We start from the raw sequence: 23609 nt of genomic DNA on the forward strand, positions 1-23609 counted from the left end.
TATGCCGAAATAGGTATTGACGGCGATCGGAAAGGAGCATTCCAGGGCTATCAAGGCGATTTTCGATGAAGACCCGAAGCCCAGTATCAGGATGAACACGGGGTACAGCGCGATTTTCGGCACGGGATAGCCGAACGAAAATATCGGTTCGACCAGTTGTTCGAACCAGCGGATCCGTGCCATGAACACGCCTAGCAATATGCCCGCGACGATGGCGATGCCGAAGCCGCTGAGCGCACGCAGCAGCGAGACCGAGGCGTGGTGAATGATTTCGCCGCTCCAGACGCCTTTGACAAAGGCCGTGCCGATGGCGCCCAGCGATGGCATCAGCCGTGGCGACACCAGTCCGGTGCGCGAAAGCACCTCCCAGAAAATGGCCAGGAGCACAAGCGGGTAGAGCACAGCGGCTGTTCGCCGGACGGCGGCAAGCATGTTTTTAGCCACGGTTCGCTTCTCCCGAGTATTTGTTCGCCAGGAGCTTGCGCCGAACCGCCAGTAGAATCCTGTCGCTGATGAAACCCAGCAAACCGATGGCCAGGATCGCCGCATACATCCAGTCGTATCGCATGGCGTCTTGCGAACGCATGATGAGGTCGCCCAGGCCATTGTGCGAGCCCACCATTTCGGCGGCGAACAAAACGATGAACGACAAGGCCAGGCCAGTCCGCAGTCCGGTGAAGATTTGCGGCAGGGCGGCCGGCAACACGACGTGCCAGAAAATATAGGCGCGCTTTGCACCCATATTGCGCGCCGCCCAGATCAGGCGGACGGGCGTGGCCCGGGCTCCGTACAAGGTATTGATGAAGGTCGGGAAGAAAACCGCCACCGCGATGACGGCAATTTTGGAGATGTCGCCGAATCCCAGCCAGGTGATGATTACCGGCAGAAGCGCGATTTTGGGTACGGGGTACAAGGTCGATACCAGTGGGTCGAAGAAAGCCTCCGCCTTGCGCCATACGGCGCTGAGCAGTCCGATGAACACACCGAACGTGGCGCCAAGGACGAAGCCGCTATAGGATCGGATGCCCGATGCCACGGTGTCGACGTATAGTTCGCCGCTGACGAGCAGGTGCCAGATGGTGGCGGCTATGGTTGTCGGCGCCACCACGTAGCGAGGCGCGTCGTGGCGGCCAGCGGCCCATTGCATCGCAACCAGCAGCAGGACGGGAAGCGTCCAGCCGATCAGGCCGCGCAACGTACTGCGCGCGCGGGCCGGACAGGCAACACTCTTGCGCAGGGCGGTCATGCCGCCTCCTTGGCCCGCAGGACTTCCTCGCGCAGCATGTCCCAGATTTCGGCGTGCTGACCCATGAACGCCTGCGATTTTCTAATGGCAGCGGAACGCGGGCGCGGCAGGTTTACGCGCAGGTCGGCCTTGATGCGGCCGGGCCGCGCCGTGAAAACAATGATCCGGTCGCTAAGGTAGATGGCTTCTTCGATGTCGTGGGTGACGAAGAGCACGGTCCGGCGATTCTGCTGCCAGATATCGGTCAATTCTTCCTGCATCAGTTCGCGCGTTTGCGCATCCAGCGCGCCGAATGGTTCGTCCATGAGCAGCATTTGGGGCTCGTAGGCCAGTGTGCGCGCCAACGCGACGCGTTGCTGCATGCCGCCAGAGAGTTCGCCTGGATAGCTGTTCTCGAACTTGGAAAGTCCCACCATGTCGATGTACTTGCGGGCAAGGGCAAGCCGCTCGGACTTGTCCAGGCCCTTCACTTCCAGGCCCCAGGCGACATTGCCAAGGACTGTGCGCCAAGGAAACAGGGCGTAGTCCTGGAACAGCATGCCGCGATCCGGGCCGGGTTTCGAAACGGGCTGTCCGGCAAGGCTGATCGTGCCTCCCGTGCGGGCTTCGAAGCCTCCGACGATGTGAAGGAAGGTGCTCTTCCCACAGCCGGAGGGCCCCACTATGCTGACGAACTCGCCTTCGGAAATCGAAAGGTCGAAGTTCTCCAGGGCGACGACGGCTTGGCCATTACGCAGGAATTGCTTGGATATTCCTTCGGCTTTCAGGTATTCCGTACTTGGCTGCATGCTTGCTTACCCCGGCAGATAGGACATGTCGATGACTTGTTTCAGATCCAGCTTCGTGTCGATGTAGCCGAATTTTGTCAAGTCGTCCACCAGGCTGTGCATGGCGTCCATATTGACTTTGCCGTCCAGGGGAAGCCCGTTTTTCCGCATGTTGACGAACGTGTCCAGAGGGATGTTGACGAACTTGGCAGCGATGAGTTCCTGGCCGCTTTTACGTGGTTCCCTGGCGTAGAAATGAGCGGCTTTTACCAGGTCGGCCAGGAAGGCGCGGAGTACGTCGGGATGTTCCTTCACCATTTTTTCACTGGCCAGCAGCAGCATCAGGTCTTCTTCGTGACCGGTGCCGTCGGTGGACGTGAACACAGTGTGCATGCCGCCACGTTTTTCTTCGAATGCGGCAAATGGCTGGGGAAAGGCGCCCACGTCGAGCTGGCCGGCTCGCACGGCTTCGCCCTGGCTTGGAAACGGGATGGCTACCCATTTGACGTCGCGGGCGGGATCTAGGCCGTTCTTGGTCAACGCAAGACGCGCCCAGATCTCGGCAGAGGAACGGGCCCCGTTGATGCCGATGGTTTTGCCCTTGAGGTCTTTGATCGTCTTGATGGGCGAAGTGTCCAGCGCCATGTATTGCGTGGCAAAGCCGTTGCCGCCCTCGCGGGACAGGGACGCGACAACCTTGAATTTCAAGCCGTGGGCCGCGGCCATCATGACGCTGTGGGTGGAACCGGTGGCAATGTCGAGATCGCCGGCTTCGAGAGCTTGAAAACGCTTATCGGTTCCCCGGAAGAAGGTGTAGTCGAGCTTATAGGCCTTGCCCTGGTTGGGGGTGACTTCGGGTGAGGCTTTCATGACCCATAGCGGCTCCTCGGCCGCTGAACCGTATCCGACCCGCAGGGTGAGCGGGTCGGCGTGACTGGTGCTGAAACCCAGGGACAGCAGTGCGAACAAGGCGCCGCCCAGCGCCTTTTTGAGATGCGGCATCATGTCTTCTCCTTTATGGCTATAACTGATTTGCCTGCAAATAGTGTAGGTTTCCACCGGCGCGATGGGTAGTGAGTTATGCTGTTCCCTGAAACGATTTTACTTATCGGATGATGTCTACCTGGCTGCGCAAGAGGTGCTTGGCATGAGCGAAAGAAATTATTTGCGGCACTTGCGGGCGCTTATCGCGGTTGTCGAGGCGGGCAGCATCGTCCGCGCGGCGGAGCACCTTTTACGCACTTCTTCGGCAGTGGCCAATTCCATCCGCCAACTCGAAATTGCGTTCGAAGCGAATCTTTTCGACAGAGAGCCTTCGGGGATGGCGCCCACCCGCTTCGGCGATGCCGCTTATCGGCGGGCAAAACGAATCGCCGGGGAGCTGCGGCTGGCTTCCATCGAACTGGCGCCGTACCAGGCGCCTTCCAATGCGCCGTTATTCTCGATGCTGGTCGGCGAACGGCAGTTGGCCGTGTTGGTGCGTCTGCGCGAGATGGGACATATGCCCAGCGTCGCGGCGATAATGGGATTGTCGCAGCCTGGGGTCAGCGCGCTGCTTCGCCAGGTCGAAGATTCTTTGGGGCTGCGCTTGTTCCGGCGCACATCCAAGGGTATGGCCATAACCGAGGCGGGCGACCTCCTGCTGTTCCACGTTCAGCGGGTCTTGGCAGAACTGCGGCACCTGGAAGTCGATATTGCGCAGCATCGCGGCGAAATGTCCGGGCACCTGAGGTTTGCGGCGCTTCCTGCCTTGCGTACCCGTGTTCTGCCTCAGGCGATTGCAACGCTGATCGGCAAGCATCCCAATATCCAGGTGTCCATGGTGGATGCGCCTTTTGAAATCCTGTTCGAAGGTGTGCGATCGGGTGAGATCGACTTCATCCTGACAGGCCTGAGCGCGGAGTATGCCCATCGCGATTTTCAGGTTCGAGTAATCGGCCGGGACCGATTGGTCGCGGTGGTGCGTGCGGGACATCCTCTGAGTGCAAAGGACAGGGTGGAAATCGCCGACCTGGTGCGTTATCCGTGGGTATTGCGGGATAGGGGGGCGCCGACGCGCGAGCTGCTGAACAATCTGTTTCTACGCCTTGGCGTCAAGCCGCCGCATGTCTCGGTTCAAGCAGGCGATCTTGGAATATTGCGAGGCCTTTTGCAGCATAGCGATGTCGTCTCCGCGGTGTCCCCGGAATACCTGGCCTATGAAATCGCTTCGGGTGAAGTGCGGATGCTGGATGTCGAGCTCCCCGGCACTGAACGGGACATGGGCTTTATTTTTCGCAGGGATGCGCAGCTTTCATCGTTGAGCGAAATATTCATGCAGCATATCGAGCGTGCTGCGGCCGACATCATGAACCGATGAATCCCCGCGTGCGCGCAGTCTGTTCAGCTTCCTGTCATCTTGAACAAAATCCCCCCGGAAATACCTTGAAATGTCATCCCTGTAAGCGCATGATAAACGAATAAAGCTATGGGGGATTGAGTGTCCTTGACAGGAGACTTTCATGGCAGAAGAAATCAAACAAGCCAACCCCGCCCCGTTGGGACTGGTCGGTTTCGGGTTCACCACGGTAATGCTCAGCCTGATCAACGCGGGCGTGCTGCCCAAGGGCGGCGAGCAGGTGGTGTTGCCGCTAGCGTTCGCGTTTGGCGGTCTCATTCAAATACTGGCCGGGCTGCTGGAATTCAAGGGCGGCAATACGTTCGGCATGGTGGCGTTTCTGTCGTACGGCGCGTTCTGGTGGTGGTTTACGTTCCTGGTTCTGCTTGGCGGGCATGGCGTGCTGGACCTCTCGCAGGCCGGCAGCACCATTGCGGTGGCCTTGCTCGGCTGGGGGGTATTCACGCTTTACATGTGGGTGGCCACGTTCAAGCTGAACAAAGCGCTTTGGTGGGTATTCCTTACCCTGTGGATCACCTTTTTCCTGCTGGGCTTTGGCGCATTGCTGGGTGTGAGCGGCCTTAGCGTTGCCGGCGGGTGGGTTGGCGTCCTGTGCGGGCTCATCGCGGTATACACGAGCTTCGCGCTGGTAACCAACATAACTTTCAATCGCACGGTCCTGCCTCTGGGCGCGCCCATTTCCGATTGAACAAACAGTCGATACAAACAGGCACGGAGCGCGCTATTGCTGCCGGCCGGCTCGATAGCGTCCCGCTCCGGCAAGGAGATGACGGTTATGACCAACAAGACTCACGCCGAGGAACGCACCGAGGCCACCGAGGCCCAGATTGCGGTGCACTGGAAGGAAGAGCAGTATTTCCAGCCGCCGAGGGCATTCATCGAGCAGGCGAATATGCGCGATCCGGATATTCGCAAGCGATTCGGCGAAGATAATTTTCCCGATTGCTTCAAGGAATATGCGGACATGCTGACTTGGTCGACACCGTACTCCACGGTGCTCGACACGAACAATCCGCCTTTCTGGAAATGGTTTACGGGAGGCAAGCTCAATGCGTGCTTCAACTGCGTCGACCGCCATCTGGCGCAGTATCGCAACAAGGCGGCCTTCATCTTTGTCGGTGAACCCGAGGAAGACCCGCCGGCGGCGCTGACTTACCAGGAGCTGTACGTGCGCGTGAACGAGATGGCGGCGCTGCTGCGCGACTTCTGCGGGCTCAAGGCGGGCGACAGGGTGACTTTGCATCTTCCGATGACGCTCGATCTGCCCATTACGATGCTGGCCTGCACGCGGCTTGGGGTCGTCCACTCTCAGGTGTTTGGCGGGTTCTCGGGCCAGTCCTGCGGTTCGCGCATCCAGGACTCCGGCAGCCGGATCCTTATCTCGGCAGACGCCTATTGGCGTTCGGGCAAGCTGATCGACCACAAGGTCAATGCCGACATTGCGGTGAAAACGGCAAAAGAGATGGGGCAGGAAGTCGACAAAGTCCTGATCTGGCAACGGTATCCGGGCAAGTACAGTTCAGCCGCGCCTATGGTCGAGGGACGCGACTTTTTCGTGAACGAAGTCCTCGAGCAGTACAAGGGCAAGCGGGTGGAGCCGGTGTCGATGGATGCCGAAGCGCCTTTGTTCCTGATGTATTCCAGCGGCACCACCGGCAAGCCCAAGGGATGCCAGCACCGCACCGGCGGCTACCTGGCGTATGTGGCCGGCACGTCCAAATACATTCAGGACATTCACCCCACGGACACCTACTGGTGCATGGCCGACATCGGCTGGATCACGGGGCATTCGTACATTGTCTATGGCCCGCTGCTGCTGGCCGCAACCAGCGTGGTCTACGAGGGCACTCCCACGTATCCCGACGTGCGGCGTCCGTGGCGCATCGCCGAGCGTCTGGGGGTGAATATCTTCCATACCTCGCCGACGGCCGTGCGCGCGTTGCGGCGGCAGGGGCCCGAGGAACCCAGGAAGTGCAATTACCACTTCAAGCACATGACGACCGTGGGCGAACCCATCGAACCCAGCGCCTGGCGCTGGTATTACGACGAGGTGGGCAAGGGCGAAGCCGTGATCGTGGACACATGGTGGCAGACCGAGACGGGCGGCTTCCTGTGCAGCACAGTGCCCGCGCTCGATGCCATGAAGCCCGGCAGCGCCGGCCCCGCCCTGCCGGGCATTTACCCGGTCATCTACGACGATGATGACAAGGAAGTGCCCAAGGGCTCCGGCCAGGCCGGCAATATGTGCATCCGCAATCCCTGGCCGGGAATCATGCAGACCATCTGGGGCGATGACCAGCGCTTCGTCGACACCTATTACAAGCGCTATTGCAGGAACCCCAAGAGCAAGGACTGGCGCGATTGGCCCTATATGTCGGGCGACGGCGCGATGCAGGCGCAGGACGGGTACTTCCGCATCCTCGGCAGACTGGACGACGTGATCAACGTTTCGGGCCACAGGCTGGGCACCAAGGAGATCGAGTCGGCATGCATGACGGTGCCGGAAGTGGCGGAAGCCGCGGTGGTGCCCGTCGTGGATGAGGTGAAGGGGCGCGTGCCCGACGTGTATGTTTCCCTTAGCCCGGATGCGAAGAACACGGATGACGTTGCCGAGCGGGTCGTCAAGGCGTGCGAGGACATGATCGGCAAGATCGCGCGGCCGCGGCAGGTGCTCATTGTGCCCGACATGCCCAAGACCCGATCCGGCAAGATCATGCGCCGGGTGCTTGGCGCGATTTCCAACGGCCGTGACGTGGGCGACGTAACGACCCTGGCCAACGCGGCGGTCGTGGACGAGATTCGCACGATGGTGCAGGGCAAGCAGGCTGCCGCGGGTGAAGAGCAGGCCAAGCCGTAGTGGAGAACCTTTCCAGGAATATGCCTATGGAACGGAAAATTTCGGAGGAAAAGCTGAACCAGGCCGCCGAGGCGGTGCGGGCCGCGTGCCTGCACGCGGCGATGGAGGGGTACGAGAGGGCGGGGCTTGGCGGCCTGTGCGAAGAGGGCCGCTGGGAGATGGTGATCGATGCGATCCAGTCGCTGGACGTGGGAGCGGTTGTGCGCAACGCTGTGGGCGGATCGTCAGGACTCTTTGATGAAATCAATGAAAGCCCGCAAAGGCGCGGGAACCAGGCGGCGTCCGGGGTAGTAAAGAAAGGGGCCTGAAAAGCGTGGCCACCACGGTTCTAGCACGGGCTCGAGGGCGCCGCTGTCGAGGTAGGGGCGCAGCCAGTCCTCGAAAAGATAGATGACGCCCACGCCGGCGATGGCGGCCTCGATGGCAAGGTCGGTGCCTCCGCCGGCGCGAACCAGCAGCGGCCCCGTGGGGTCTACCCGCAGCACGTCGCCGTTCCGCTCGAACTCCCAAGACGTCATCACTCCGCTGGAGAAGCGGCTGCGCAGGCAGGCATGCCCGAGCAGTTCGCGCGGGTGCCTCGGCCGGCCGTGGCGATCGAGATAGGCGGGGGACGCGGCGGTGGCGAAGCGCTGGACGCGCGGCCCGATGGGCACGGCAATCATGTCCTGCTCCAGCCGTTCGTCGTAGCGGATGCCGGCATCGCATCCAGCCGCGATCACATCGACGAAGCTGTCCTCGGTAATGATTTCCAGGCGGATGTCGGGGTAAGCGGCCAGGAAGGGCGGGACGATGCGGGGCAATACCAGCCGCGCCGCGCTGACCGGAACATTCAGGCGCAGCGAACCCGTTGGTTTGTCTCGAAAGCCGTTCACGACGTCGAGGGCCGCCTCGACCTCGGTCAGGGCGGGGCCCAGCCGTTGCAACAGGCCCTCGCCCGCCTCGGTGGGAACGACGCTGCGCGTGGTGCGGTTCAGCAGCCGCACGCCAAGCTGGGCCTCCAGGCGGCGCACCGCCTCGCTCAGCGCGGAAGCGCTGCTGCCGCTGGCGCGCGCGCCCTCGCGAAAACCGCCGGCACGCGCCACGGCCACGAAGGCGTTCAAATTGGCCAGATCCACTTTCATAGTGTGTTGTGCGTAAATCAGCACAGTATGTATTGATTGGGTGTGCTTATCAAGCAGATGGAATCTGTCTACGATGTCTTATCGTTCATTCAAAGGAAACCGGTCATGTCCAATATTCAGTCATCCAGCAGCCTCGTTCTGGGCAGCCGCCCTGTAAAGCGTCTGGGCTACGGCGCCATGCAACTGGCGGGGCCGGGCGTGTTCGGCCCGCCCAAGGATCGCGATGCGGCGCTGGCCGTGCTGCGCGAGGCTGTTGCGCGCGGCGTCGATCATATCGACACCAGCGATTTCTACGGCCCGCACATTACCAACCAATTGATCCGCAAGGCCTTGCATCCCTATCGGGACGATCTCGTCATCGTCACCAAGATCGGCGCCCGGCGCGGCGAGGATGGCTCGTGGCTGCCGGCTTTTTCGCGCGAAGAACTGATCCAGGCGGTGCACGACAACCTGCGCAACCTCGGCGTCGACGTTCTTGAAGTCGTCAATCTTCGCTGCATGTTCGGCATTCATGGCCCGGCGGAAGGGTCCATCGAAGAGCCGCTCACGGTCGTCGCCGAGCTGCAACGGCAAGGCCTGGTGCGCCACATCGGGCTGAGCAATGTGACCGCGGCGCAGATCGCCGAAGGGCGCGGGCTTTGTGAAATTGCCTGCGTGCAGAATCAGTACAACCTGGCGCACCGGGATGACGATGCCCTCATCGACGACCTGGCCCGGGACGGCATCGCCTACGTGCCGTTTTTCCCGCTGGGCGGATTCAACCCTTTGCAGTCCTCCATCTTGTCCGGCGTCGCCGAGCGGCTGAAGGCCACGCCCATGCAGGTGGCGCTTGCCTGGCTGCTGCGCCGCTCACCCAACATCCTCCTGATTCCAGGCACCTCGTCGGTTGGGCACCTGCGGGAAAACCTGGCCGCGGCCGAGCTCGTGTTGCCGGATGACGCGATTCGGGAGCTGGATGGTGTGGCAGGGACTGCTTGATTCAGGCGATCCCGGTAACAACCAGCAAGGCCCGCTCGACTGACCGCATTTTGTCAGCGTTCAAACGTCCGAAAGCGGGCCCGACTTTCGAGCGGGGCAGTGTGGCCACCTTGTCGACCATGACCTGTGAAAGTGCCTGTAGGCCGTTGAGTGCATCGGGTTCTACAACGACGCGAAATGCGGCATCCCTTATCTCGCTGGTCACTGGGCAGATCATTACGCTATCGAGTTCGCTCAGGAGGTCGGACTGGATGACTAGGGCAGGCCGGGGCTTGCCATAGCTGCCTTGTAGCGACACTACAACGAAATCACCCCGGTGGATCATTTCCAGCCTTCGGTATCGTCAGCGGCGGCTTCGGTGAATGCCAGGACGTCACGCTCGGCCGGATCATTGTGCAGTGCCAGGCATTGGCGTTTGATGCGGTCGATGTAGTCGGATGCGCGGGTGTCGGGAACCCATAACTGAATCGGCCTCATGCCGCTGGCGCGCAGCCGGGCGCGATGGCGCGTTACCTTCTCTGTTGATATGTCGCTCATTGGGTGGCCTCAGTGTTAAACATGTTTAGTTTCATGTTACTTTGCATGATATATAAAAGCAACCGATTTAGCCAGGCATAGAAAGGACGGTGGTCGCCGTAACTGTCATTGTTATAGTGCAATATGTGTCCCACCAACCAAATAAGCCAATGCCGTCACCCCTTGCCGCGACTTCACCGGAGATCGACTTTTGTTTGATCCGGGCGTCGGACATCACTCCCGTTCCATGGAAGAACGGCGGCGGCACGACCCGCCAGATCGCCATCTTCCCCGAAGGCGCCAACCTGGATACCTTTGCCTGGCGCATCAGCGCGGCGGACGTCGGCCAAGCCGGCCTGTTTTCCCTATTCCCGGGCATCGATCGCCACATCGTCGTGACGCACGGAGAGTGCATGGTGCTTGTCGACGCCGCCGACCAAGGACGGCGCGGCTTGCGGCGTGGAGAGCCGTTCGCGTTCGCGGGCGAGGCCGTGTTGTCCGCCGAATTGCCCGCTGGCTCCATACGGGATTTCAATCTCATGGTTCGGCGGGACCAAGGGTTCGCGGGCGAACTTGCCGTAAGGCATGCCGCGCAAAGGCTGGTCCTATCCGTGGGAAGCGCTGTCCTGCATTGTGTGGAAGGCGTATTCGCGGTATTGCCGGAATCCGGGCCTGCAAGCGGCTATCGGCTTGCCGCGGGCGACAGCCTGTTGGTGGAATTGCCGGCCGGCTGTCGCAGCGCCGCCGTTGACATCGTGCCGGAACAGGATGGCGCAATGCTGATCGATGCCCGTATACGCAAGGTGTAGGCGCCACTCAGTCCAGCTTGTGCAAGGCCGAGCCCTTGTGCATGGCGATGTGCTCGGTTTTATCGCTTTTGATCGCATATTGAGGATCGTCCGCGCTGGCGTGGCGCGTATAGCCCTTGTGCGGGAAATCCTTGGTATGGATTTCGATGATGCGGCCGCTGACCCGGCCGGCTTCGGAGTTCCAGCCTACGTGGTCGCCGATCTTGAATTTCGTGGTCATGTCATTACCTCGAAGTGCTCCGCCATTGCCCGACTGGCCAGGCGCCTGGACGCGGCGACCGACTCATTGTCCAGGGCGGTTCCTTCGACGGAAAAGAAGGTCACGTCCTTCAGGCCTATGGTTGCCAGCGCGGCTTTCAGATAGGGTGTCAGGAAGTCGGGTTGCCGGGCGTTTTCGCCGGAGTACCTGCCCCCCGACGATACCGCGACGAATACCGGGCGGTCCGGCAGTATGCCCACCTTTCCCTGCGGGGTGGAGCGAAAGCTGCGGCGCACCCGCACGACGTGGTCTATCCATGCCTTGAGCCCCGATGGAACCGTGTAGTTGTGCATGGGCGTGGCGATTACGAGGGTGTCGGCGTTTTCCAGGGTGCGTATCAGTTGCTCGGACTGGCTCAGCGAGCCCGGGTCGAAGGGGCCGCCCGGAGGCTCTACGCGGTAGCCCACCGCGTCGGCGTATTCCACATCGACGTGGGCCAGCGTGCCGGCATTGAGCTTTTCTATGGCAAGAGGCGTTTCGCCGTGACGCTTTTCCATATGCGCGATGATCTCCAGCGAAAGCCGGTAGCTTTCGGACTGTGCGCCGCGCGGGCTGCAAGCGATGTGCAATAGGTTCATCAGCTGCCCTCCGCCAGGGGTTTGCCGAAGCGTATTGCGCTGGTCAGCAGCCCCCACCGGAAGTAGAACCGTTGCGCCAGGGCGTTTGCCAGGCCGGTGTCCAGCACCAGTCGCTGGCATGCGGTGTTGCGGGCGATGGCCTCCATTTCGTCCAGCAGCCTGGCGCCCCATCGGCTGCTGCGGCTTTTTTCCGTGACGATCAGGTCGTCGACGTAGAGGAAGCGGCCGTGTATGAGGTTTTCCTGATGCCGATATCCGGCCAGGGCAATGGGCTTGCCGGCCTGCCAGGCGGCAAGCAGTTGGTAGCTTTCCCCACGCATCCGCGCGATGCGCTGCAGGAAGTCGGCGTCGTTCTGCAGGTTGGGCCGCAATTCCCGCATGACGGCAAAGCAGGCGCGCAGGTCATCATCGGTTTCGGCATGGCGTAGTTCTATATCGTTCATGGACGGCTTCTTGAGGTTAGGGATGAATGGTGAGTGATGGCGTCGGTGCGCGCGGGCTTTTCCCTTGCGGTACCGGCGGCACTATCCATGCTAGGTTCGGAATGCCATAATTAAAAGATCCATAAATCAATATTGTGATTGGGCCATGTCTGCTTCCAACAACCACAGCCTGCTGACGGTGGATTCTTCCCAGGATCAGCCGCTGTACCGGCAAATCTATTGGCGTTTCCAGGGGGCCATCGCCGATGGTCTGCTCAAGCCGGGTGGGCGCATTCCCTCGGCCAGGGCGCTGGCCAAAGAGCTCGGCCTGGCCCGGGGAACTGTCGAAACCGCCTATGCCCTGCTGGCTGCGGAGGGCTACGTCCAGCCTCGGGGCCAGGCCGGCACCATTGTTACTCCCGGAATCGTCGCATCCCAGGCCATGGCGGTAAAGCCCGCGCCGGCATCGGCCAGGCGTGGCAAAGAATTCGGCTGGCATCCGCCCACCGTGCTGCCTTTCCAGTTGGGTTTGCCCGCGCTGGATGCCTTTCCCCGGAAAATATGGGCGCGGCTGGGCGCCAGGCACCTGCGCGCCATGCAGGCGGTCGAGATGGCCTATCCTCCGGTGCAGGGTCTGCACGGCTTGCGCCAGGCCATTGCCGCCTATCTGCAAATGGCGCGGGGAATCACTTGCGCGCCGGAGCAGGTGTTCATTACTTCGGGGTATCGGGACACGCTGCACTTGATTGCCGAAGCGCTGCTTCGCGAGGGGGATCAGGCATGGGTGGAAGATCCAGGGTATCCGCCCACCCGCAAATTGCTTGGGCAGATGGGGATCGAGCTGGTTCCGGTTCCGGTCGACGACGACGGGCTGGTGGTGTCGCGGGGCGTGCAGACTGCGCCCGACGCCAGGGCGGTGGTGGTGACTCCGGCGCATCAAAGCCCGCTTTGCCTGTCGCTTTCCCTGCCCAGGCGGCTGGCATTGCTGGAATGGGCCAGGCAAAAAAAATCATGGATCATCGAGGACGACTACGACGGTGAATACCGGTATGCAAGCCGTCCCCTGCCTGCCCTCAAAAGCCTGGATCGCCATGGCCGGGTACTGTATGCGGGCACCTTCAGCAAGGTCATGTTCCCCGGCATACGGGTGGGCTATCTGGTGGTGCCCGAGTCCCAGGTCGAACGGTTCGGGCGAACCCGGGAGGTTTTTTCCGCCGGAGTTCCGGAGCTTGGCCAGGCGATTCTGGCGTCTTTCATGAACGAAGGACATTTCGCGCGGCACATCCATCGCATGAGAAAGCTTTACGCCGAGCGCCGAACCGCGGTGGCGGAGGGGCTGGGCCAGGTGCTAGGTGCGGCGGGCATGCATATCCAGCCGCAGCCGGGCGGCATGCATTTGGTGCTGCGGCTTGGCGGGCGCCAATCGGACAAGGCCCTGAACGCGTTGATGCGCGAGCATGGCATGTTTGCCGAAGCCTTGTCGGGTTGGGCGACGCAAGCCGAGGTTCAGCCGGGGTTGCTATTGAGTTTTACCAATATCGAATCGCAGCATCAGGCGCAGCAGTTGGGCAAACGCATCCTGGCCTTGCTGTAGCGGCGGTGCGGGTGTGTGCGAGATCGCGGAAAACGGTGGTTGCCGTGGCCCGCATGGGGGTGGAAGCGATAAAGGCCCGCACCCATAATATGGCCTATACCAAAAACTGCTTCTTGGCACTTTTTAAATAGGCCAAGTTCCATCAATATATTGTTGTCGGGCCTGGCGGCAAGATAGATTGTCGTAGCGCGGCGAGGCCGTTACTGCATGGTGCGGCGCCGCGTCCGGGCATTATTTTCCAATAGGAGTCGTTGATGAGTGCTCGTTTGAACTACTTTGAAGTTTCCCCCGATATTGCCAAGAAATACCTGGATTTCAGTACTTCCATGAAGAGCAAGCCGGCGGTGAAGGAATTCGGCGTTCTGGTGACGATGCGCGCCTCCCAGATCAATGGCTGCGCGTACTGCCTGGACATGCACGTCAAAGAAGGAAAAATCCACGGTGAGCGCGAGTTGCGCCTGCACCATGTGGCCATCTGGCGCGAGTCGCCCCTGTTCAATGCGCGCGAGCGCGCCGCGCTGACCTGGACGGAGGCGCTTACCCAAATCCCGGCGCATGGCGTAAGCGACGACATTTACAACGAAGTGCGCGCCCAGTTGTCGGAACAGGAAATCTCCGACCTGACGTTCCTGGTGGTGGGGATCAACGGCTGGAACCGCCTGAATGTCGCCTTCAGAACCGTTCCCGGCTCGTCGGATGCGGCGTTCGGGCTGGACAAGGCCGGGCTTTCGTAAGCGGTTCGGCGGGTCGAGTCTGTTGCTGCCTGCGGCCGTCGTCGGTGTTTACGCAAACAGGCGGCAGCGACCGGTTTGCATCGGCCGCAGCTGGCAAGTCTGTCGATGGACTGCTTGCCCCGATACGGGATTCGACTGGCACTGTTACGGACTATTCCGGATACAGCAGGATCGAGCCGGCGGTTTGTCCGGATTCCATCAAGCTATGCGCTTGCGCAGCCTCTTTCAGGGGAAGCTGTGTCCCTATCCGGACTCTCAATCCCTCCTCCAGTTTGGTCAGCGTGGCCTTGGCGCCTTCGCGGTAGCGGCTTGGGTCGGCCATGAAGTGCAAGACGCTGGGGCGCGTAATCGCAATGGAACGGGAAGGGCCCAGTTCCGAGGGGTGGATGGTGCCGATCTCGCCCGACGCCTGGCCTATGCTGGCCGCCATGCCGTAAGGCCCCACCGCATCCAGCGTGCGCCTGAAGGTTTCGCCGCCCACTCCATCGATGGCGTAATCGACGCCCTTGCCATGGGTAAAGTCCTTTGCCGCGGCGACGAAGTCTTCCTCGCGGTACAGCACGATCCGGTCGATGCCGTGCTCAAGGGCCAGGTCGGCTTTGGCGCGGCTTCCCGCGGTTCCGATGACCCGGGCGCCCAACGTTCTCGCCCATTGCGTCAGTATCAGCCCCAGGCCGCCCGCTGCGGAATGCACGAGTATGGTGTCGCCAGGCTTTACCGGACGCACATAGGCGAACAGCATGTGGGCCGCAATCCCGCGCAACATGGAGGCCGCCGCAATGTCGGACGGGATGCCTTCCGGCAGCGGGATGGCACGTTCAGCGGGCAGGTTCCGGATAGCCGCGTAGCTGCCGACCGGAGGGCCGGCATAAGCAACCCGTTGCCCGGCGGCGAAGCCAGTGACTCCCGGCCCCACTGCCTGGATCAGGCCTGCGCCTTCGATGCCCAATGTCGCCGGCAGGCCGGGCAAGGAATAAAAGCCGGTGCGGTAGTAGATATCGGCGAAGTTGACGCCTATTGCCGTGTGCCGGATCTGGATTTCCCCGGCTGAAGGCGGCGGCACCTCGAGCAGCTCCACCCCGAGTTTTTCGGCCGCGCCATAGGCGTGGATGCGTACGTGCTGAGACAGGTTTTTCATGACGATACCCTTCAGAAATGTGTTGAAGGGATAGGATAATCAGTGCAAAATTTATCCGAAATAGGAAAAAATTGGCATTGATTGTGCAAAAATCATCAGAAAATGCGGTCGCCAACGAAGCCCTGGCCTGGGACGATGTGCGCTATTTTCTCGAGCTGGCACGGCAAGGGACGCTGACGGCGGCGGCCCGGGTGCTGGGCGTGGAGCATTCGACGGTATCGCGCCGCGTTGGCGCACTGGAGAAGAAGATCGGCATCCGCTTGTTCGACAGGTTGGCCAAGAGCTGGAACCTGACCGTCGAGGGGGAAGCCCTTTTGGCTCATGCGTACCGCATTGAAGAGCAAACCCTTGCATTCAGCCGTGCCAGCATGGGAATCGGGGCGGTGCAGGGTGTCGTCAGGGTGTCGGCGCCGCCGGTCCTTGCCAGCCATTTTCTGGCGCCGCGCCTGGCGGCGCTTGCCCGGCAATGGCCGGGCATTACGCTGGAGCTGATCGGCGAATCGCGCCAGGCCAATCTGTATCGACGCGAGGCGGACCTTGCCTTGCGGCTTTCCCGTCCGCAGGAACTCGGTCTGGCCGGCCGGCCTCTTGCCGGCATGGGTTACAGCCTGTATGCCGCGCAAAAATGGCGGAACCGCCCGGCCAGTGAGTGGGAATTCATCGGCTACGATGATGTCTTGCGGGAGACGCCACAGCAGAAGTGGCTGCACGAACTGGCCGCGGGGAGGCGCTTCGCCTTTGTGTCCAACGACGCTGCCGCACTGTATCAGGCCTGCCGTAGCGGCCTGGGCGTGGCGGTATTGCCGCATTTTCTTGCCGGCGAGGATCCGGCCTTGTCGAGATTGCCGGGATACGAAGGAGTGCTGAGCCGGGATGTGTGGATGGTCATTCATCCCGATGTCCGGCGCTCTCCCAGGGTCAAGGCGGTTGCGCAGTTCATTACCCGGCTGTGCCGCGAACATGAATCGGTGCTTATATAAGGACTCAGGTTCACAATCCGCCGTCGCCGCTGAACAGGCCGCCGTCCTACAACATCCAGTCTATGGGCAGCAGCGAAAGAAAGTTCACCACCAGGCGGCGCCACAGGCTGGCGTTGGGTTCGGTGTCGTGGCGGATTTCCTTTCCGTCCTTTTCCTCTGTCCAGTACAGGTCGCCGGTGTCGGTAAGATGCACTTCGTAGGCTACCTCGGGGACTTTGTCGTCGAAGGCCTTGGCGATGGCGTGCGCCAGCACCGGGCTGTCGATGACGAATCCCAGCTCGGTGTTCAGTTTTGCGGATCGGGGGTCGAAGTTGAACGAGCCCACGAAAATGCGCGAACCATCGACCGAAAAGGTTTTGGCGTGCAGACTGGTGCCTGAAATGCCGAAGCGGCCGGTTCTCTCCCGCTTCTGGCTTGCCGGGGAAAGGCGCCGCATTTCGTATAGCTTTATGCCGGCTTCGAGCAAGGGCTTGCGCCATTTGGCATAGCCGGCATGAACCGCGGCGACGTCGGTGGCGTCTAGTGAATTGGTCAGTATTTTTATCTGGACTCCACGCCGGGCCATGGCCGTGAAACTGTCCACGCCGGCAGCGGTGGGCACAAAATACGACGACACCAATTCAAGGTCGGTCCTGGGCCTGCCGACGATTCGCTCGAGCTTGCTGGGCAGGAGTTGGCTGGCCGGCGCCTGGTTCAGGCCTTTGCGCGGATCGTCGCTGACCATTTTCGTGTCGGCCCATTGCAAGTCTATGGTTCCGTCCCGGAGCTGGCGGATCAGGCCGGAGCCTTCCACCGCCTGCAGGTAGGGGCGGGCGCGGGGGTCTTGTTCGAGGGTGGCCGCGTCGTTGGCCAGTTCCCGCAGCAAGGCGGGATTGGCCGCGGGCAAGAGCAGATTGGAGGGATACGACGACAAGCTACTCCAGTAGCTGTCGAAGCTGTCCGAGACGTCCTTGACGACGGGCCCGATGGCCAGCACGTCCAGGTCGGCGAACACCATGTCGTCCGTCGCGCCGAAGTATTCGTCGCCGATGTTGCGCCCGCCCACGATGGTCACCTGGTTGTCGGCGGTAAACGATTTGTTGTGCATGCGGCGGTTGAGGCGGGAGAAATCGCTTAAATAATTGATCCAGCGCGGGGCGCGTATGAAAAACGGGTTGAACAGCCGGACTTCGATGTTGGGGTTGGCATCGAGCGCCGCCAGCAAGGGATCGAGCCCCGAAGTGTTCAGGTCGTCGAGCAGCAGGCGCACGCGCACGCCGCGGTTGGCGGCAGCATTGAGCGACTGGAACAGCAGGGTGCCGGTCAGATCCTTGTGCCAGATGTAGTATTGAATATCCAGTGTGCGCTGTGCGGCCCGCGCCAGCAGGGCGCGCGCGGCGAAGGCCTCGTGCGCGTTCGAAAGCATGTGTATGCCCGTTTTGCCCGGGTGTGCGGCGGCCAGCCTGGCTTCGGCCCTGCCCAGCGTGGTGGCCCGGGATTCATCGACCGAAAGCGCGTGCGAGGCGGGCCGGTTTTGCAGCGAGGGTGCGGTAACGCAGCCTCCAATGAGCATCGTCGCGAGGCCGATGAGGGGAAGGTAAAGCACAGAGCGCTTTGGTGGTTTCATTATTCCGCCTGCCCGTTATGCCGTCACGGTACCGCCTTCCGCCGTTTCGCGCTGTTGGAATGTTTTGCAAGTGTTTGCGGGCTATTGCTGCTTGCTTTGCCGCCACCATGCCAGCAATTGCCGCCAGTAGCGGGGGCCCTGCTTGGCGCGGAACTGCCCCCACCATCTCAGCAAGCCGTAGGAAAGGTGTATTTTTTCCTGTCCCAAAGGCATGTCCGGCCGTACTTGCAGCCAGGACGATTTGGAATAGGCGATGAGCTGGTCGGGGTAGACGCTGCGGTGCCCGATGATCAGGTAGGCGGCGATGCCGGCGCCCGCCAGGTAGACGGTTCCAATGGTTCCGCCGAACAGCTCCATGCCCATGAGCACGGCGGCGATTGGGGTGTTGGACGCCGAGGCCACCACGGCCACCAGGCCAACGGCCGCGCCCAGCGAGGGGCTGAGGCCAAGCAGCGGCGCGAAAGCGTTGCCGGCTATGGTTCCGATGACGAATTGCGGGGTCACGATGCCGCCGTAGAAGCCGGAGCCCAGGGTAATCGCCACCAGCAGCGTTTTCCAGAAGAACCCTAGGTAAGGCATGGCCTGGCCGTCCAGCGCCTTGTCCATGAGGGGCAGGCTCAAGCCCAGGTAGTCCGTGGGAATGACGAGAATCAGGGCCGCAAGCAGCAGGCCGCCAAGCAATGGCATGAGCGGGGGCCATAGGTTGGATTTCATGCGCAGCTGGCCGAATGCCGCCCGCACCAGCCCCACCATGTCCACGAATATCCAGGCGACGATGCCGCACAGTATGCCGATGACGATGGTCTTGATGAACAGGATCTCGGAAAACTGGGGAAGCAGGTTCAGGCTGTAGTACTGGTAGGGAATGCCAAGAAACTTGCTGATCTCGAAGGACGTGATGCCGGCCACGATGGCTGGAAACAGAAAGTCGTGCCGAATGCGGCCGATGGCCAGCACCTCGACGCCGTATATGGCCCCGGCGATGGGGGTGCCGAATACGCTGGCAAAGCCCGCGCTGACGCCGCAGGCCACGATGCGCTTTTGCAATTCGCTGTTCAGCTTGAAAATGCGGCCGATGCCCGAGGCCAGCGAACCGCCGATGTGGGAGCAAGGCCCTTCCTTCCCGGCGGAGCCGCCGCAGGCCAGTGTGATGATGGCGGCAATGGGCTTGATTGCCAGCGTCTTGAACGGCATTTTGCCCGACTGCTTGTGCACAGCGGCGATGATCGAATCCTTCAGACCGGTGGTGTTGCGCTTGTAGCCGTAGTACAGCAAAAGGCCGTTCAGCAGGCCGCCCACAGGCAGCAGCGTCATTTGCAGCCATAGAGGCACCGAGGCCGTTGCATCCGTGAAGAAGAACAGGCCGTGCAGGAAAATGCTGGTGCCGGCTCCCACGACGACTCCGGTAATGCTGGCAAGAACCAGCCACTGTATGACGGTGGCCAGCATGACGACAGGTTCGACGAGATTGACGCGCGGCATGGCGGGGCTTGTGTTATGGATGGGCTGGCAAAGGAGTTTCTGGGGCGGGGCGGTGGAATTTTACAGCCGAAACCCCATTGCCATGGCGGGTAAGCCGGCCGGGCGTGCTTCGTGCGGCTTGCCGGCTTTTCGGTATAGTTGGCGAAACCATTCGGGCACCGAACCCAATAATGCACAGAAACAGGCCATGATCGTCGACAGTTTGAACTACGCGGGTTTTCACAACGGCTTGCGCCAGCCGGATCAGGCATTGACGATCCGGATAGGCCAGTGTCCGTCCAACATCGACTGGGAGGAGTTCGACGCATGGCTGTCCCGGAAGCTGGCCATGCCGCTGCAGGGCGGCGACGAAAACGAGCCCAACGGCGCGATACGGCTGATGTGGCGCATTCTGCAAATAGCCGCCGGGCTGCAGCGCGCCGCCCGCATTCCGGTGTTCGAGCCGGGTCGCATCCTGTCCTGCCGCCCCGATGCGGATCATCCGGGTGCCTGGCTGTGCACCGTCGCCGTGCCGCGCGTGGATTTCATTCCGGTGCAGTCCTCCCACCTGGCCTATAACTCGGCGACAACCCTCATCCTGGAGGCGGCCGCCGCTTCCAGCCTTCCCGCCAGGCCCGAGGCGCTTTACCAGCAATTGCAGGAGCGCGTGCTGCAGCCTCTGCTGTCCATATTGCCGGCGGGGAAATCGTCCATCCATATTCTACGCACCGCGGGCGAGTGCGGCGTTCCATGGCGGCATCTGGGCAATGGCATTTTCCAGCTGGGGTGGGGCCGGCACGCGCTGCGCATCCTGCGCAGCAAGGCGGGGACCGACTCCCTGATAGGCGCCGAGGCGGCCCAGCACAAATTCATGGCGGCGCAATGGATGCGCCAGGCAGGATTGCCGGTGCCCGATCATCATCTGGTTCTGGACGAGGACAGCGCCGTGAAGGCCGCGCAGGACCTTGGCGGTTCCCTGGTCGTGAAACCCGCCGACCGCGACCGGGGAGAGGGCGTTACGGTCGACGTGAGCACCGAGGAAGCGCTGCGGCAAGCCTTCCGGCATGCCGCGCAGTTTTCCAGGGAGGTGCTGGTCGAGCGCGCCATCCCCGGTGTCTGCCATCGCCTTCTGGTCGTGCGCGGGAAGGTTCTGTATACGGTCAAGCGCATGCCTATTGCCGTCGAGGGCGATGGGCGGATGACGGTCGCGCAATGCATACAGGCGGCGAACGACCGGCAAATGGACATCCCTATCTGGAACAGGCAGCCGCTTTATCCGCAGGACGACCTGGCCAAAGAGGTGCTGGCCCGAGCCGGGCTGACGATGGATACCGTGCTGGACGCCGGCCAATGGGCGCCGCTGCGTCGCATCGAGTCGACACAGTGGGGCGGACTGGATGTGGACTATTCGACGACGCTGCACGCCGATAATGTGGCCATAGCGGTTCAGGCCGCGGCCCTTTTCGGGCTGGACATCGCGGGCGTCGATATCATTTCCCTGGATATTACGCGCCCCTGGCACGAGAACGGCGCCGCCATCAACGAGGTCAATGCCGCGCCGCTGCTCGGCGCCAGCCAAAGCTCGCTGAATACCCTGCAGGCATTGATGGGGCGGATCATGCACGGGAACGGCCGCATTCCCATCGGGGTGGTCGTGGGCGGCGGGAACGCGGCGGCCAGGGCGCGGGCGGTGCAACAGCAATGGATGGGCCAGGGCCATGCCTGCTACGTAACCACCCATGCCGAAACCCTGGAGCCAGGCGGCCGGCTGATGCCCATGGCGGTTCAGGGGCTTTTCGCGCGCACCATGGCGTTGCTCATGAACAAGAACGTCGGCGCATTGATTCTGGTTGCGCAAACGGACGAACTGCTCCAGACTGGCCTTCCCGTGGACAGGTTCGATTTTGCCGAACGGATCGAGGGGGAGTGCGTGGCCGTTGGCACGGGGTCGGGCGATGCAGCGGCGCAAGAGCGCACGGACCGATTGGTGCGGCGCCTGGCGGCTTCGTTCGGTGCTTAGGGTTGTGCGCGCCGGGTATCCACGTTTGCCGTCCGGGTTCTGCCCGATTTTCGGCGTGCCGGCACTATAGTTTCTCCAGTGGGCGCAAGCGCGCCCTCCGACGCGGCAAGCCATCCACCCAGCCGCTTCAAGGTAGAGACCAGGAATACACCATGAGCTTCCCTTCGTTTTTCGATACGACCCCCACCATTACCCTGCGCGATCCCCTGGCCCAATTCCTGGGCGCGGCCAGTGACGGCGTCATTCGGTATTCTTACCCTGAAATCGTCAAGCTGGCCGGGCATTCGTGCCCGACGGTCGCCGGCGCCTATCTTATGACCATCAAGGCGCTGCAAACGCTTTACGGCGACGACCTGCCGGAGCGCGGCGCCATCCGGGTGGAATTCCGCGACGGCCAGCAGGACGGCGTGACCGGCGTCATGGCCAATGTGGCGGCCTTCATTACGGGGGCCACCACGGACAACGGCTTCAAGGGTCTGGGCGGGCGGTTCGACCGGCGCAATCTATTGTTTTTCAATGCGCCGATCGACGGCACGATCCGGTTCCAGCGCCTGGATACGGGCGCCCAGGCAACGGCAAGCTTCAATGCGGGCGCGGTTCCGGCCTCACCCCAAATGATGCCGGCATTGCATAAAGCCCTGGATGCCGGCGCCTCGGAAGAACAGAAACGCCAGTTTGCCCAGATGTGGCAGGACCGGGTTCGGCGTATATTCGATCAAGCGGACGTTTTGGGCCTGGTGACGGTGGCTGCCGGTTCTGCGTGACTCCCGCTACGCCAGCATGCCCCGGTCTTTGATAAAGGCAATGATCTCGTCCAGGCCTTTGCCGCTTTTGATGCTGCCCATCACGAAGGGGCGCTCGCCGCGCATACGCCCCGCGTCTTCTTCCATGATTGCCAGAGAAGCGCCCACATAAGGCGCCAGGTCGGTTTTGTTGATGATCAACAGGTCCGATTTGGTGATGCCGGGGCCGCCTTTGCGAGGTATTTTCTCGCCGCCCGCCACATCGATGACATACAGGGTCAGGTCCGACAGTTCGGGGCTGAACGTAGCGGCCAGGTTGTCGCCGCCCGATTCGACGAAGACGATGTCGGCATTGGGAAACCGGCCCAGCATCTGGTCTATGGCTTCCAGGTTGATGGAAGCATCTTCGCGGATGGCGGTGTGCGGGCAGCCGCCGGTTTCCACGCCCATGATGCGTTCGGGCGGCAGCGCGCCCGAAACCGTGAGCAGGCGCTGGTCTTCTTTGGTGTAGATGTCGTTGGTGATGGCCACCAGATCGTATTTTTCGGACATCCGCTTGCACAGCATTTCCAGCAAGGTGGTTTTCCCCGAGCCGACAGGGCCGCCCACGCCTATGCGCAGCGGGGGCAGGGGCTTGGTGCGCAAAGAGGATGCGGCGGAGGTTTTGCGTGAGCTGGACATGGCGTGACCTTTCAAGAGCGGAATAGACGGGAATACTGGCTTTCGTGGCGAGACGACAAGATGGCGAACTGGGGCGCCAGCGTGTGTAGGCGTGGCGGGTCTTGCGCAGCCCTTTGCGCGGCTTCCTCGCAGACGTAGGGTATTTGCCGGCGCGTGGAGTCGAGAATGCGCTGTCCCGCAATCTGCCCCAGCGGAATGGTCTTGACGGCCGCCATGACCTGGTTTTCCAGCCAGGTGAACAGATATGCCGCAAGGCCGGCCCGATCATCCATACCCAGGACGTGCGCGGCGTATGCATGGGCGGTGGGCAGGGTGATGGTGGCCGGGGCAAGCAGATGGTCCAGCGCGTCGGGCTCGCCCCATGCCAGGTCTTTGGCCAGCCTGGCCAAGGACCAGCCCATTTGCGCGGTTTCCTGGCGCATTTCCCGTGTCTCGCGCGAGGCGAGAAACCAGTCGTTCCAGTATGAAATGCGAGCCGGATCGCGGCTTGCCCAGCCTTGGAACAACAGGAGCCAGACCGGGGCTTCGCATTGCGCGACGACCAGTTCCAACTGTTCGGCGATCCAGCGGCCGGCGCTGGCTTCGTCGGTGACGATCTTCGTTTCGACGGCTGCCTCCAGGCCTTGCGAATAACTGTAGCCGCCTATGGGCAGGGCCGGCGAAGACAGTTGCAGCAGGGCGGCAAGCTGGGCTGTTTCCAT

The 23609-nt window shown here is 61.8% G+C and carries 25 protein-coding genes; 10 read left to right on the plus strand and 15 right to left on the minus strand.

Annotated features, from left to right (window positions below):
- From VNT00_RS13055 to VNT00_RS13070, 4 genes are all read right to left on the minus strand, one after another.
- Positions 1-444 (minus strand): ABC transporter permease (locus VNT00_RS13055; RefSeq protein ID WP_414650938.1); only part of this gene is annotated, 444 nt, incomplete at its 3' end.
- On the minus strand, positions 437-1246 hold the full coding sequence (locus VNT00_RS13060; RefSeq protein WP_325588134.1) for an ABC transporter permease: 810 nt from the start codon (positions 1244-1246) through the stop codon (positions 437-439). The genes VNT00_RS13055 and VNT00_RS13060, both read right to left, overlap by 8 nt.
- Positions 1243-2034 carry an ABC transporter ATP-binding protein gene (locus VNT00_RS13065; protein WP_325588136.1) on the minus strand — a complete coding sequence of 264 codons (792 nt, stop codon included), beginning with the start codon at positions 2032-2034 and terminating at the stop codon, positions 1243-1245. Before VNT00_RS13065 ends, VNT00_RS13060 begins: the two co-directional genes overlap by 4 nt.
- 6 nt (positions 2035-2040) lie before the next feature.
- Positions 2041-3018, minus strand: a complete 978-nt coding sequence (locus tag VNT00_RS13070) for an ABC transporter substrate-binding protein (RefSeq protein WP_325588138.1) — start codon at positions 3016-3018, stop codon at positions 2041-2043.
- 169 nt (positions 3019-3187) lie between these two features.
- On the opposite strand from VNT00_RS13070, the gene VNT00_RS13075 reads away from it, so the two are divergent.
- The 3 genes from VNT00_RS13075 to acs all read left to right on the plus strand — a co-directional run bounded on the left by VNT00_RS13075 (position 3188) and on the right by acs (position 7268).
- A complete protein-coding gene (locus tag VNT00_RS13075; RefSeq protein ID WP_325588140.1) occupies positions 3188-4372 on the plus strand; it encodes a LysR family transcriptional regulator in 1185 nt (394 codons plus the stop codon).
- Positions 4373-4514: 142 nt separating this feature from the next.
- Positions 4515-5099, plus strand: coding sequence for an acetate uptake transporter (locus tag VNT00_RS13080; RefSeq protein WP_325588142.1), 585 nt, complete (start codon positions 4515-4517; stop codon positions 5097-5099).
- An 87-nt stretch (positions 5100-5186) separates the two neighbouring features.
- Entirely contained in the window at positions 5187-7268 is a 2082-nt protein-coding gene (acs, locus tag VNT00_RS13085) for an acetate--CoA ligase (RefSeq protein WP_325588144.1), read from the plus strand.
- A gap of 224 nt (positions 7269-7492) precedes the next feature.
- Here acs and VNT00_RS13090 read toward each other — a convergent pair whose 3' ends face one another.
- On the minus strand, positions 7493-8389 hold the full coding sequence (locus tag VNT00_RS13090) for a LysR family transcriptional regulator (protein WP_325588145.1): 897 nt from the start codon (positions 8387-8389) through the stop codon (positions 7493-7495).
- A gap of 105 nt (positions 8390-8494) precedes the next feature.
- Between VNT00_RS13090 and VNT00_RS13095 the strand changes: the two genes are divergently transcribed.
- Positions 8495-9367 carry an aldo/keto reductase family oxidoreductase gene (locus VNT00_RS13095; protein WP_325588147.1) on the plus strand — a complete coding sequence of 291 codons (873 nt, stop codon included), beginning with the start codon at positions 8495-8497 and terminating at the stop codon, positions 9365-9367.
- A 1-nt stretch (position 9368) separates the two neighbouring features.
- Here VNT00_RS13095 and VNT00_RS13100 read toward each other — a convergent pair whose 3' ends face one another.
- The gene (locus VNT00_RS13100; RefSeq protein ID WP_325588149.1) at positions 9369-9692 is read right to left on the minus strand and encodes a type II toxin-antitoxin system PemK/MazF family toxin; all 324 of its coding nucleotides are present in this window, start codon (positions 9690-9692) and stop codon (positions 9369-9371) included.
- Positions 9689-9904: an antitoxin MazE family protein gene (locus VNT00_RS13105; RefSeq protein ID WP_325588151.1), complete on the minus strand. Its 216-nt coding sequence runs from the start codon at positions 9902-9904 to the stop codon at positions 9689-9691. Before VNT00_RS13105 ends, VNT00_RS13100 begins: the two co-directional genes overlap by 4 nt.
- Before the next feature lie 194 nt (positions 9905-10098).
- On the opposite strand from VNT00_RS13105, the gene VNT00_RS13110 reads away from it, so the two are divergent.
- On the plus strand, positions 10099-10692 hold the full coding sequence (locus tag VNT00_RS13110; protein WP_325588153.1) for a HutD/Ves family protein: 594 nt from the start codon (positions 10099-10101) through the stop codon (positions 10690-10692).
- A 7-nt stretch (positions 10693-10699) separates the two neighbouring features.
- On the opposite strand, the gene VNT00_RS13115 is transcribed toward VNT00_RS13110, so the two are convergent.
- The 3 genes from VNT00_RS13115 to VNT00_RS13125 are packed head-to-tail and all read right to left on the minus strand — an operon-like array spanning position 10700 to position 11972.
- Positions 10700-10912 carry a hypervirulence associated TUDOR domain-containing protein gene (locus tag VNT00_RS13115; protein ID WP_325588155.1) on the minus strand — a complete coding sequence of 71 codons (213 nt, stop codon included), beginning with the start codon at positions 10910-10912 and terminating at the stop codon, positions 10700-10702.
- On the minus strand, positions 10909-11529 hold the full coding sequence (locus VNT00_RS13120; protein WP_325588157.1) for an FMN-dependent NADH-azoreductase: 621 nt from the start codon (positions 11527-11529) through the stop codon (positions 10909-10911). Before VNT00_RS13120 ends, VNT00_RS13115 begins: the two co-directional genes overlap by 4 nt.
- Entirely contained in the window at positions 11529-11972 is a 444-nt protein-coding gene (locus tag VNT00_RS13125) for a GNAT family N-acetyltransferase (RefSeq protein WP_325588159.1), read from the minus strand. The genes VNT00_RS13120 and VNT00_RS13125 overlap by 1 nt, the downstream gene beginning before the upstream one ends.
- A gap of 145 nt (positions 11973-12117) precedes the next feature.
- Between VNT00_RS13125 and pdxR the strand changes: the two genes are divergently transcribed.
- Complete coding sequence (pdxR, locus tag VNT00_RS13130; protein WP_325588161.1) at positions 12118-13545, plus strand: MocR-like pyridoxine biosynthesis transcription factor PdxR; 1428 nt, start codon at positions 12118-12120, stop codon at positions 13543-13545.
- Between the two features lie 254 nt (positions 13546-13799).
- Positions 13800-14279: a carboxymuconolactone decarboxylase family protein gene (locus tag VNT00_RS13135; RefSeq protein WP_325588163.1), complete on the plus strand. Its 480-nt coding sequence runs from the start codon at positions 13800-13802 to the stop codon at positions 14277-14279.
- A 151-nt stretch (positions 14280-14430) separates the two neighbouring features.
- On the opposite strand, the gene VNT00_RS13140 is transcribed toward VNT00_RS13135, so the two are convergent.
- Positions 14431-15417 (minus strand): quinone oxidoreductase family protein, encoded by a 987-nt coding sequence (locus VNT00_RS13140; RefSeq protein ID WP_325588165.1) that lies wholly within the window; start codon positions 15415-15417, stop codon positions 14431-14433.
- Positions 15418-15539: 122 nt separating this feature from the next.
- Here VNT00_RS13140 and VNT00_RS13145 point away from each other — a divergent pair, with 122 nt between their 5' ends.
- On the plus strand, positions 15540-16397 hold the full coding sequence (locus tag VNT00_RS13145) for a LysR family transcriptional regulator (protein WP_325588294.1): 858 nt from the start codon (positions 15540-15542) through the stop codon (positions 16395-16397).
- Positions 16398-16443: 46 nt separating this feature from the next.
- Here VNT00_RS13145 and VNT00_RS13150 read toward each other — a convergent pair whose 3' ends face one another.
- Together VNT00_RS13150 and VNT00_RS13155 are read right to left on the minus strand one after the other, a co-directional pair.
- Positions 16444-18003: a phospholipase D family protein gene (locus VNT00_RS13150; RefSeq protein WP_325588167.1), complete on the minus strand. Its 1560-nt coding sequence runs from the start codon at positions 18001-18003 to the stop codon at positions 16444-16446.
- Between the two features lie 81 nt (positions 18004-18084).
- On the minus strand, positions 18085-19485 hold the full coding sequence (locus tag VNT00_RS13155) for a chloride channel protein (protein ID WP_325588169.1): 1401 nt from the start codon (positions 19483-19485) through the stop codon (positions 18085-18087).
- 187 nt (positions 19486-19672) lie between these two features.
- On the opposite strand from VNT00_RS13155, the gene VNT00_RS13160 reads away from it, so the two are divergent.
- Positions 19673-21484, plus strand: a complete 1812-nt coding sequence (locus VNT00_RS13160; protein ID WP_325588171.1) for a hypothetical protein — start codon at positions 19673-19675, stop codon at positions 21482-21484.
- A gap of 152 nt (positions 21485-21636) precedes the next feature.
- On the plus strand, positions 21637-22248 hold the full coding sequence (locus tag VNT00_RS13165) for an FmdE family protein (protein ID WP_325588173.1): 612 nt from the start codon (positions 21637-21639) through the stop codon (positions 22246-22248).
- Positions 22249-22254: 6 nt separating this feature from the next.
- Here the strand turns inward: VNT00_RS13165 and ureG are convergent, their stop codons facing one another.
- A complete protein-coding gene (gene ureG, locus VNT00_RS13170; RefSeq protein WP_325588175.1) occupies positions 22255-22908 on the minus strand; it encodes an urease accessory protein UreG in 654 nt (217 codons plus the stop codon).
- An 11-nt stretch (positions 22909-22919) separates the two neighbouring features.
- Positions 22920-23609 carry an urease accessory protein UreF gene (locus VNT00_RS13175; RefSeq protein WP_325588177.1) on the minus strand — a complete coding sequence of 230 codons (690 nt, stop codon included), beginning with the start codon at positions 23607-23609 and terminating at the stop codon, positions 22920-22922.

This window comes from Eoetvoesiella sp., from assembly GCF_035555955.1.
GTDB lineage: Bacteria > Pseudomonadota > Gammaproteobacteria > Burkholderiales > Burkholderiaceae_B > Eoetvoesia.

Excerpts from the sequence above, each read along its gene's own strand:
- VNT00_RS13060 (WP_325588134.1), bottom strand. The coding sequence starts at position 1,246 with ATGACCGCCCTGCGCAAGAGTGTTGCCTGTCCGGCCCGCGCGCGCAGT.
- VNT00_RS13065 (WP_325588136.1), bottom strand. The coding sequence starts at position 2,034 with ATGCAGCCAAGTACGGAATACCTGAAAGCCGAAGGAATATCCAAGCAA.
- VNT00_RS13070 (WP_325588138.1), bottom strand. The coding sequence starts at position 3,018 with ATGATGCCGCATCTCAAAAAGGCGCTGGGCGGCGCCTTGTTCGCACTG.
- VNT00_RS13080 (WP_325588142.1), top strand. The coding sequence starts at position 4,515 with ATGGCAGAAGAAATCAAACAAGCCAACCCCGCCCCGTTGGGACTGGTC.
- acs (WP_325588144.1), top strand. The coding sequence starts at position 5,187 with ATGACCAACAAGACTCACGCCGAGGAACGCACCGAGGCCACCGAGGCC.
- VNT00_RS13090 (WP_325588145.1), bottom strand. The coding sequence starts at position 8,389 with ATGAAAGTGGATCTGGCCAATTTGAACGCCTTCGTGGCCGTGGCGCGT.
- VNT00_RS13095 (WP_325588147.1), top strand. The coding sequence starts at position 8,495 with ATGTCCAATATTCAGTCATCCAGCAGCCTCGTTCTGGGCAGCCGCCCT.
- VNT00_RS13100 (WP_325588149.1), bottom strand. The coding sequence starts at position 9,692 with ATGATCCACCGGGGTGATTTCGTTGTAGTGTCGCTACAAGGCAGCTAT.
- VNT00_RS13105 (WP_325588151.1), bottom strand. The coding sequence starts at position 9,904 with ATGAGCGACATATCAACAGAGAAGGTAACGCGCCATCGCGCCCGGCTG.
- VNT00_RS13115 (WP_325588155.1), bottom strand. The coding sequence starts at position 10,912 with ATGACCACGAAATTCAAGATCGGCGACCACGTAGGCTGGAACTCCGAA.
- VNT00_RS13120 (WP_325588157.1), bottom strand. The coding sequence starts at position 11,529 with ATGAACCTATTGCACATCGCTTGCAGCCCGCGCGGCGCACAGTCCGAA.
- VNT00_RS13125 (WP_325588159.1), bottom strand. The coding sequence starts at position 11,972 with ATGAACGATATAGAACTACGCCATGCCGAAACCGATGATGACCTGCGC.
- pdxR (WP_325588161.1), top strand. The coding sequence starts at position 12,118 with ATGTCTGCTTCCAACAACCACAGCCTGCTGACGGTGGATTCTTCCCAG.
- VNT00_RS13135 (WP_325588163.1), top strand. The coding sequence starts at position 13,800 with ATGAGTGCTCGTTTGAACTACTTTGAAGTTTCCCCCGATATTGCCAAG.
- VNT00_RS13140 (WP_325588165.1), bottom strand. The coding sequence starts at position 15,417 with ATGAAAAACCTGTCTCAGCACGTACGCATCCACGCCTATGGCGCGGCC.
- VNT00_RS13150 (WP_325588167.1), bottom strand. The coding sequence starts at position 18,003 with ATGAAACCACCAAAGCGCTCTGTGCTTTACCTTCCCCTCATCGGCCTC.
- VNT00_RS13155 (WP_325588169.1), bottom strand. The coding sequence starts at position 19,485 with ATGCCGCGCGTCAATCTCGTCGAACCTGTCGTCATGCTGGCCACCGTC.
- VNT00_RS13160 (WP_325588171.1), top strand. The coding sequence starts at position 19,673 with ATGATCGTCGACAGTTTGAACTACGCGGGTTTTCACAACGGCTTGCGC.
- VNT00_RS13165 (WP_325588173.1), top strand. The coding sequence starts at position 21,637 with ATGAGCTTCCCTTCGTTTTTCGATACGACCCCCACCATTACCCTGCGC.
- ureG (WP_325588175.1), bottom strand. The coding sequence starts at position 22,908 with ATGTCCAGCTCACGCAAAACCTCCGCCGCATCCTCTTTGCGCACCAAG.
- VNT00_RS13175 (WP_325588177.1), bottom strand. The coding sequence starts at position 23,609 with ATGGAAACAGCCCAGCTTGCCGCCCTGCTGCAACTGTCTTCGCCGGCC.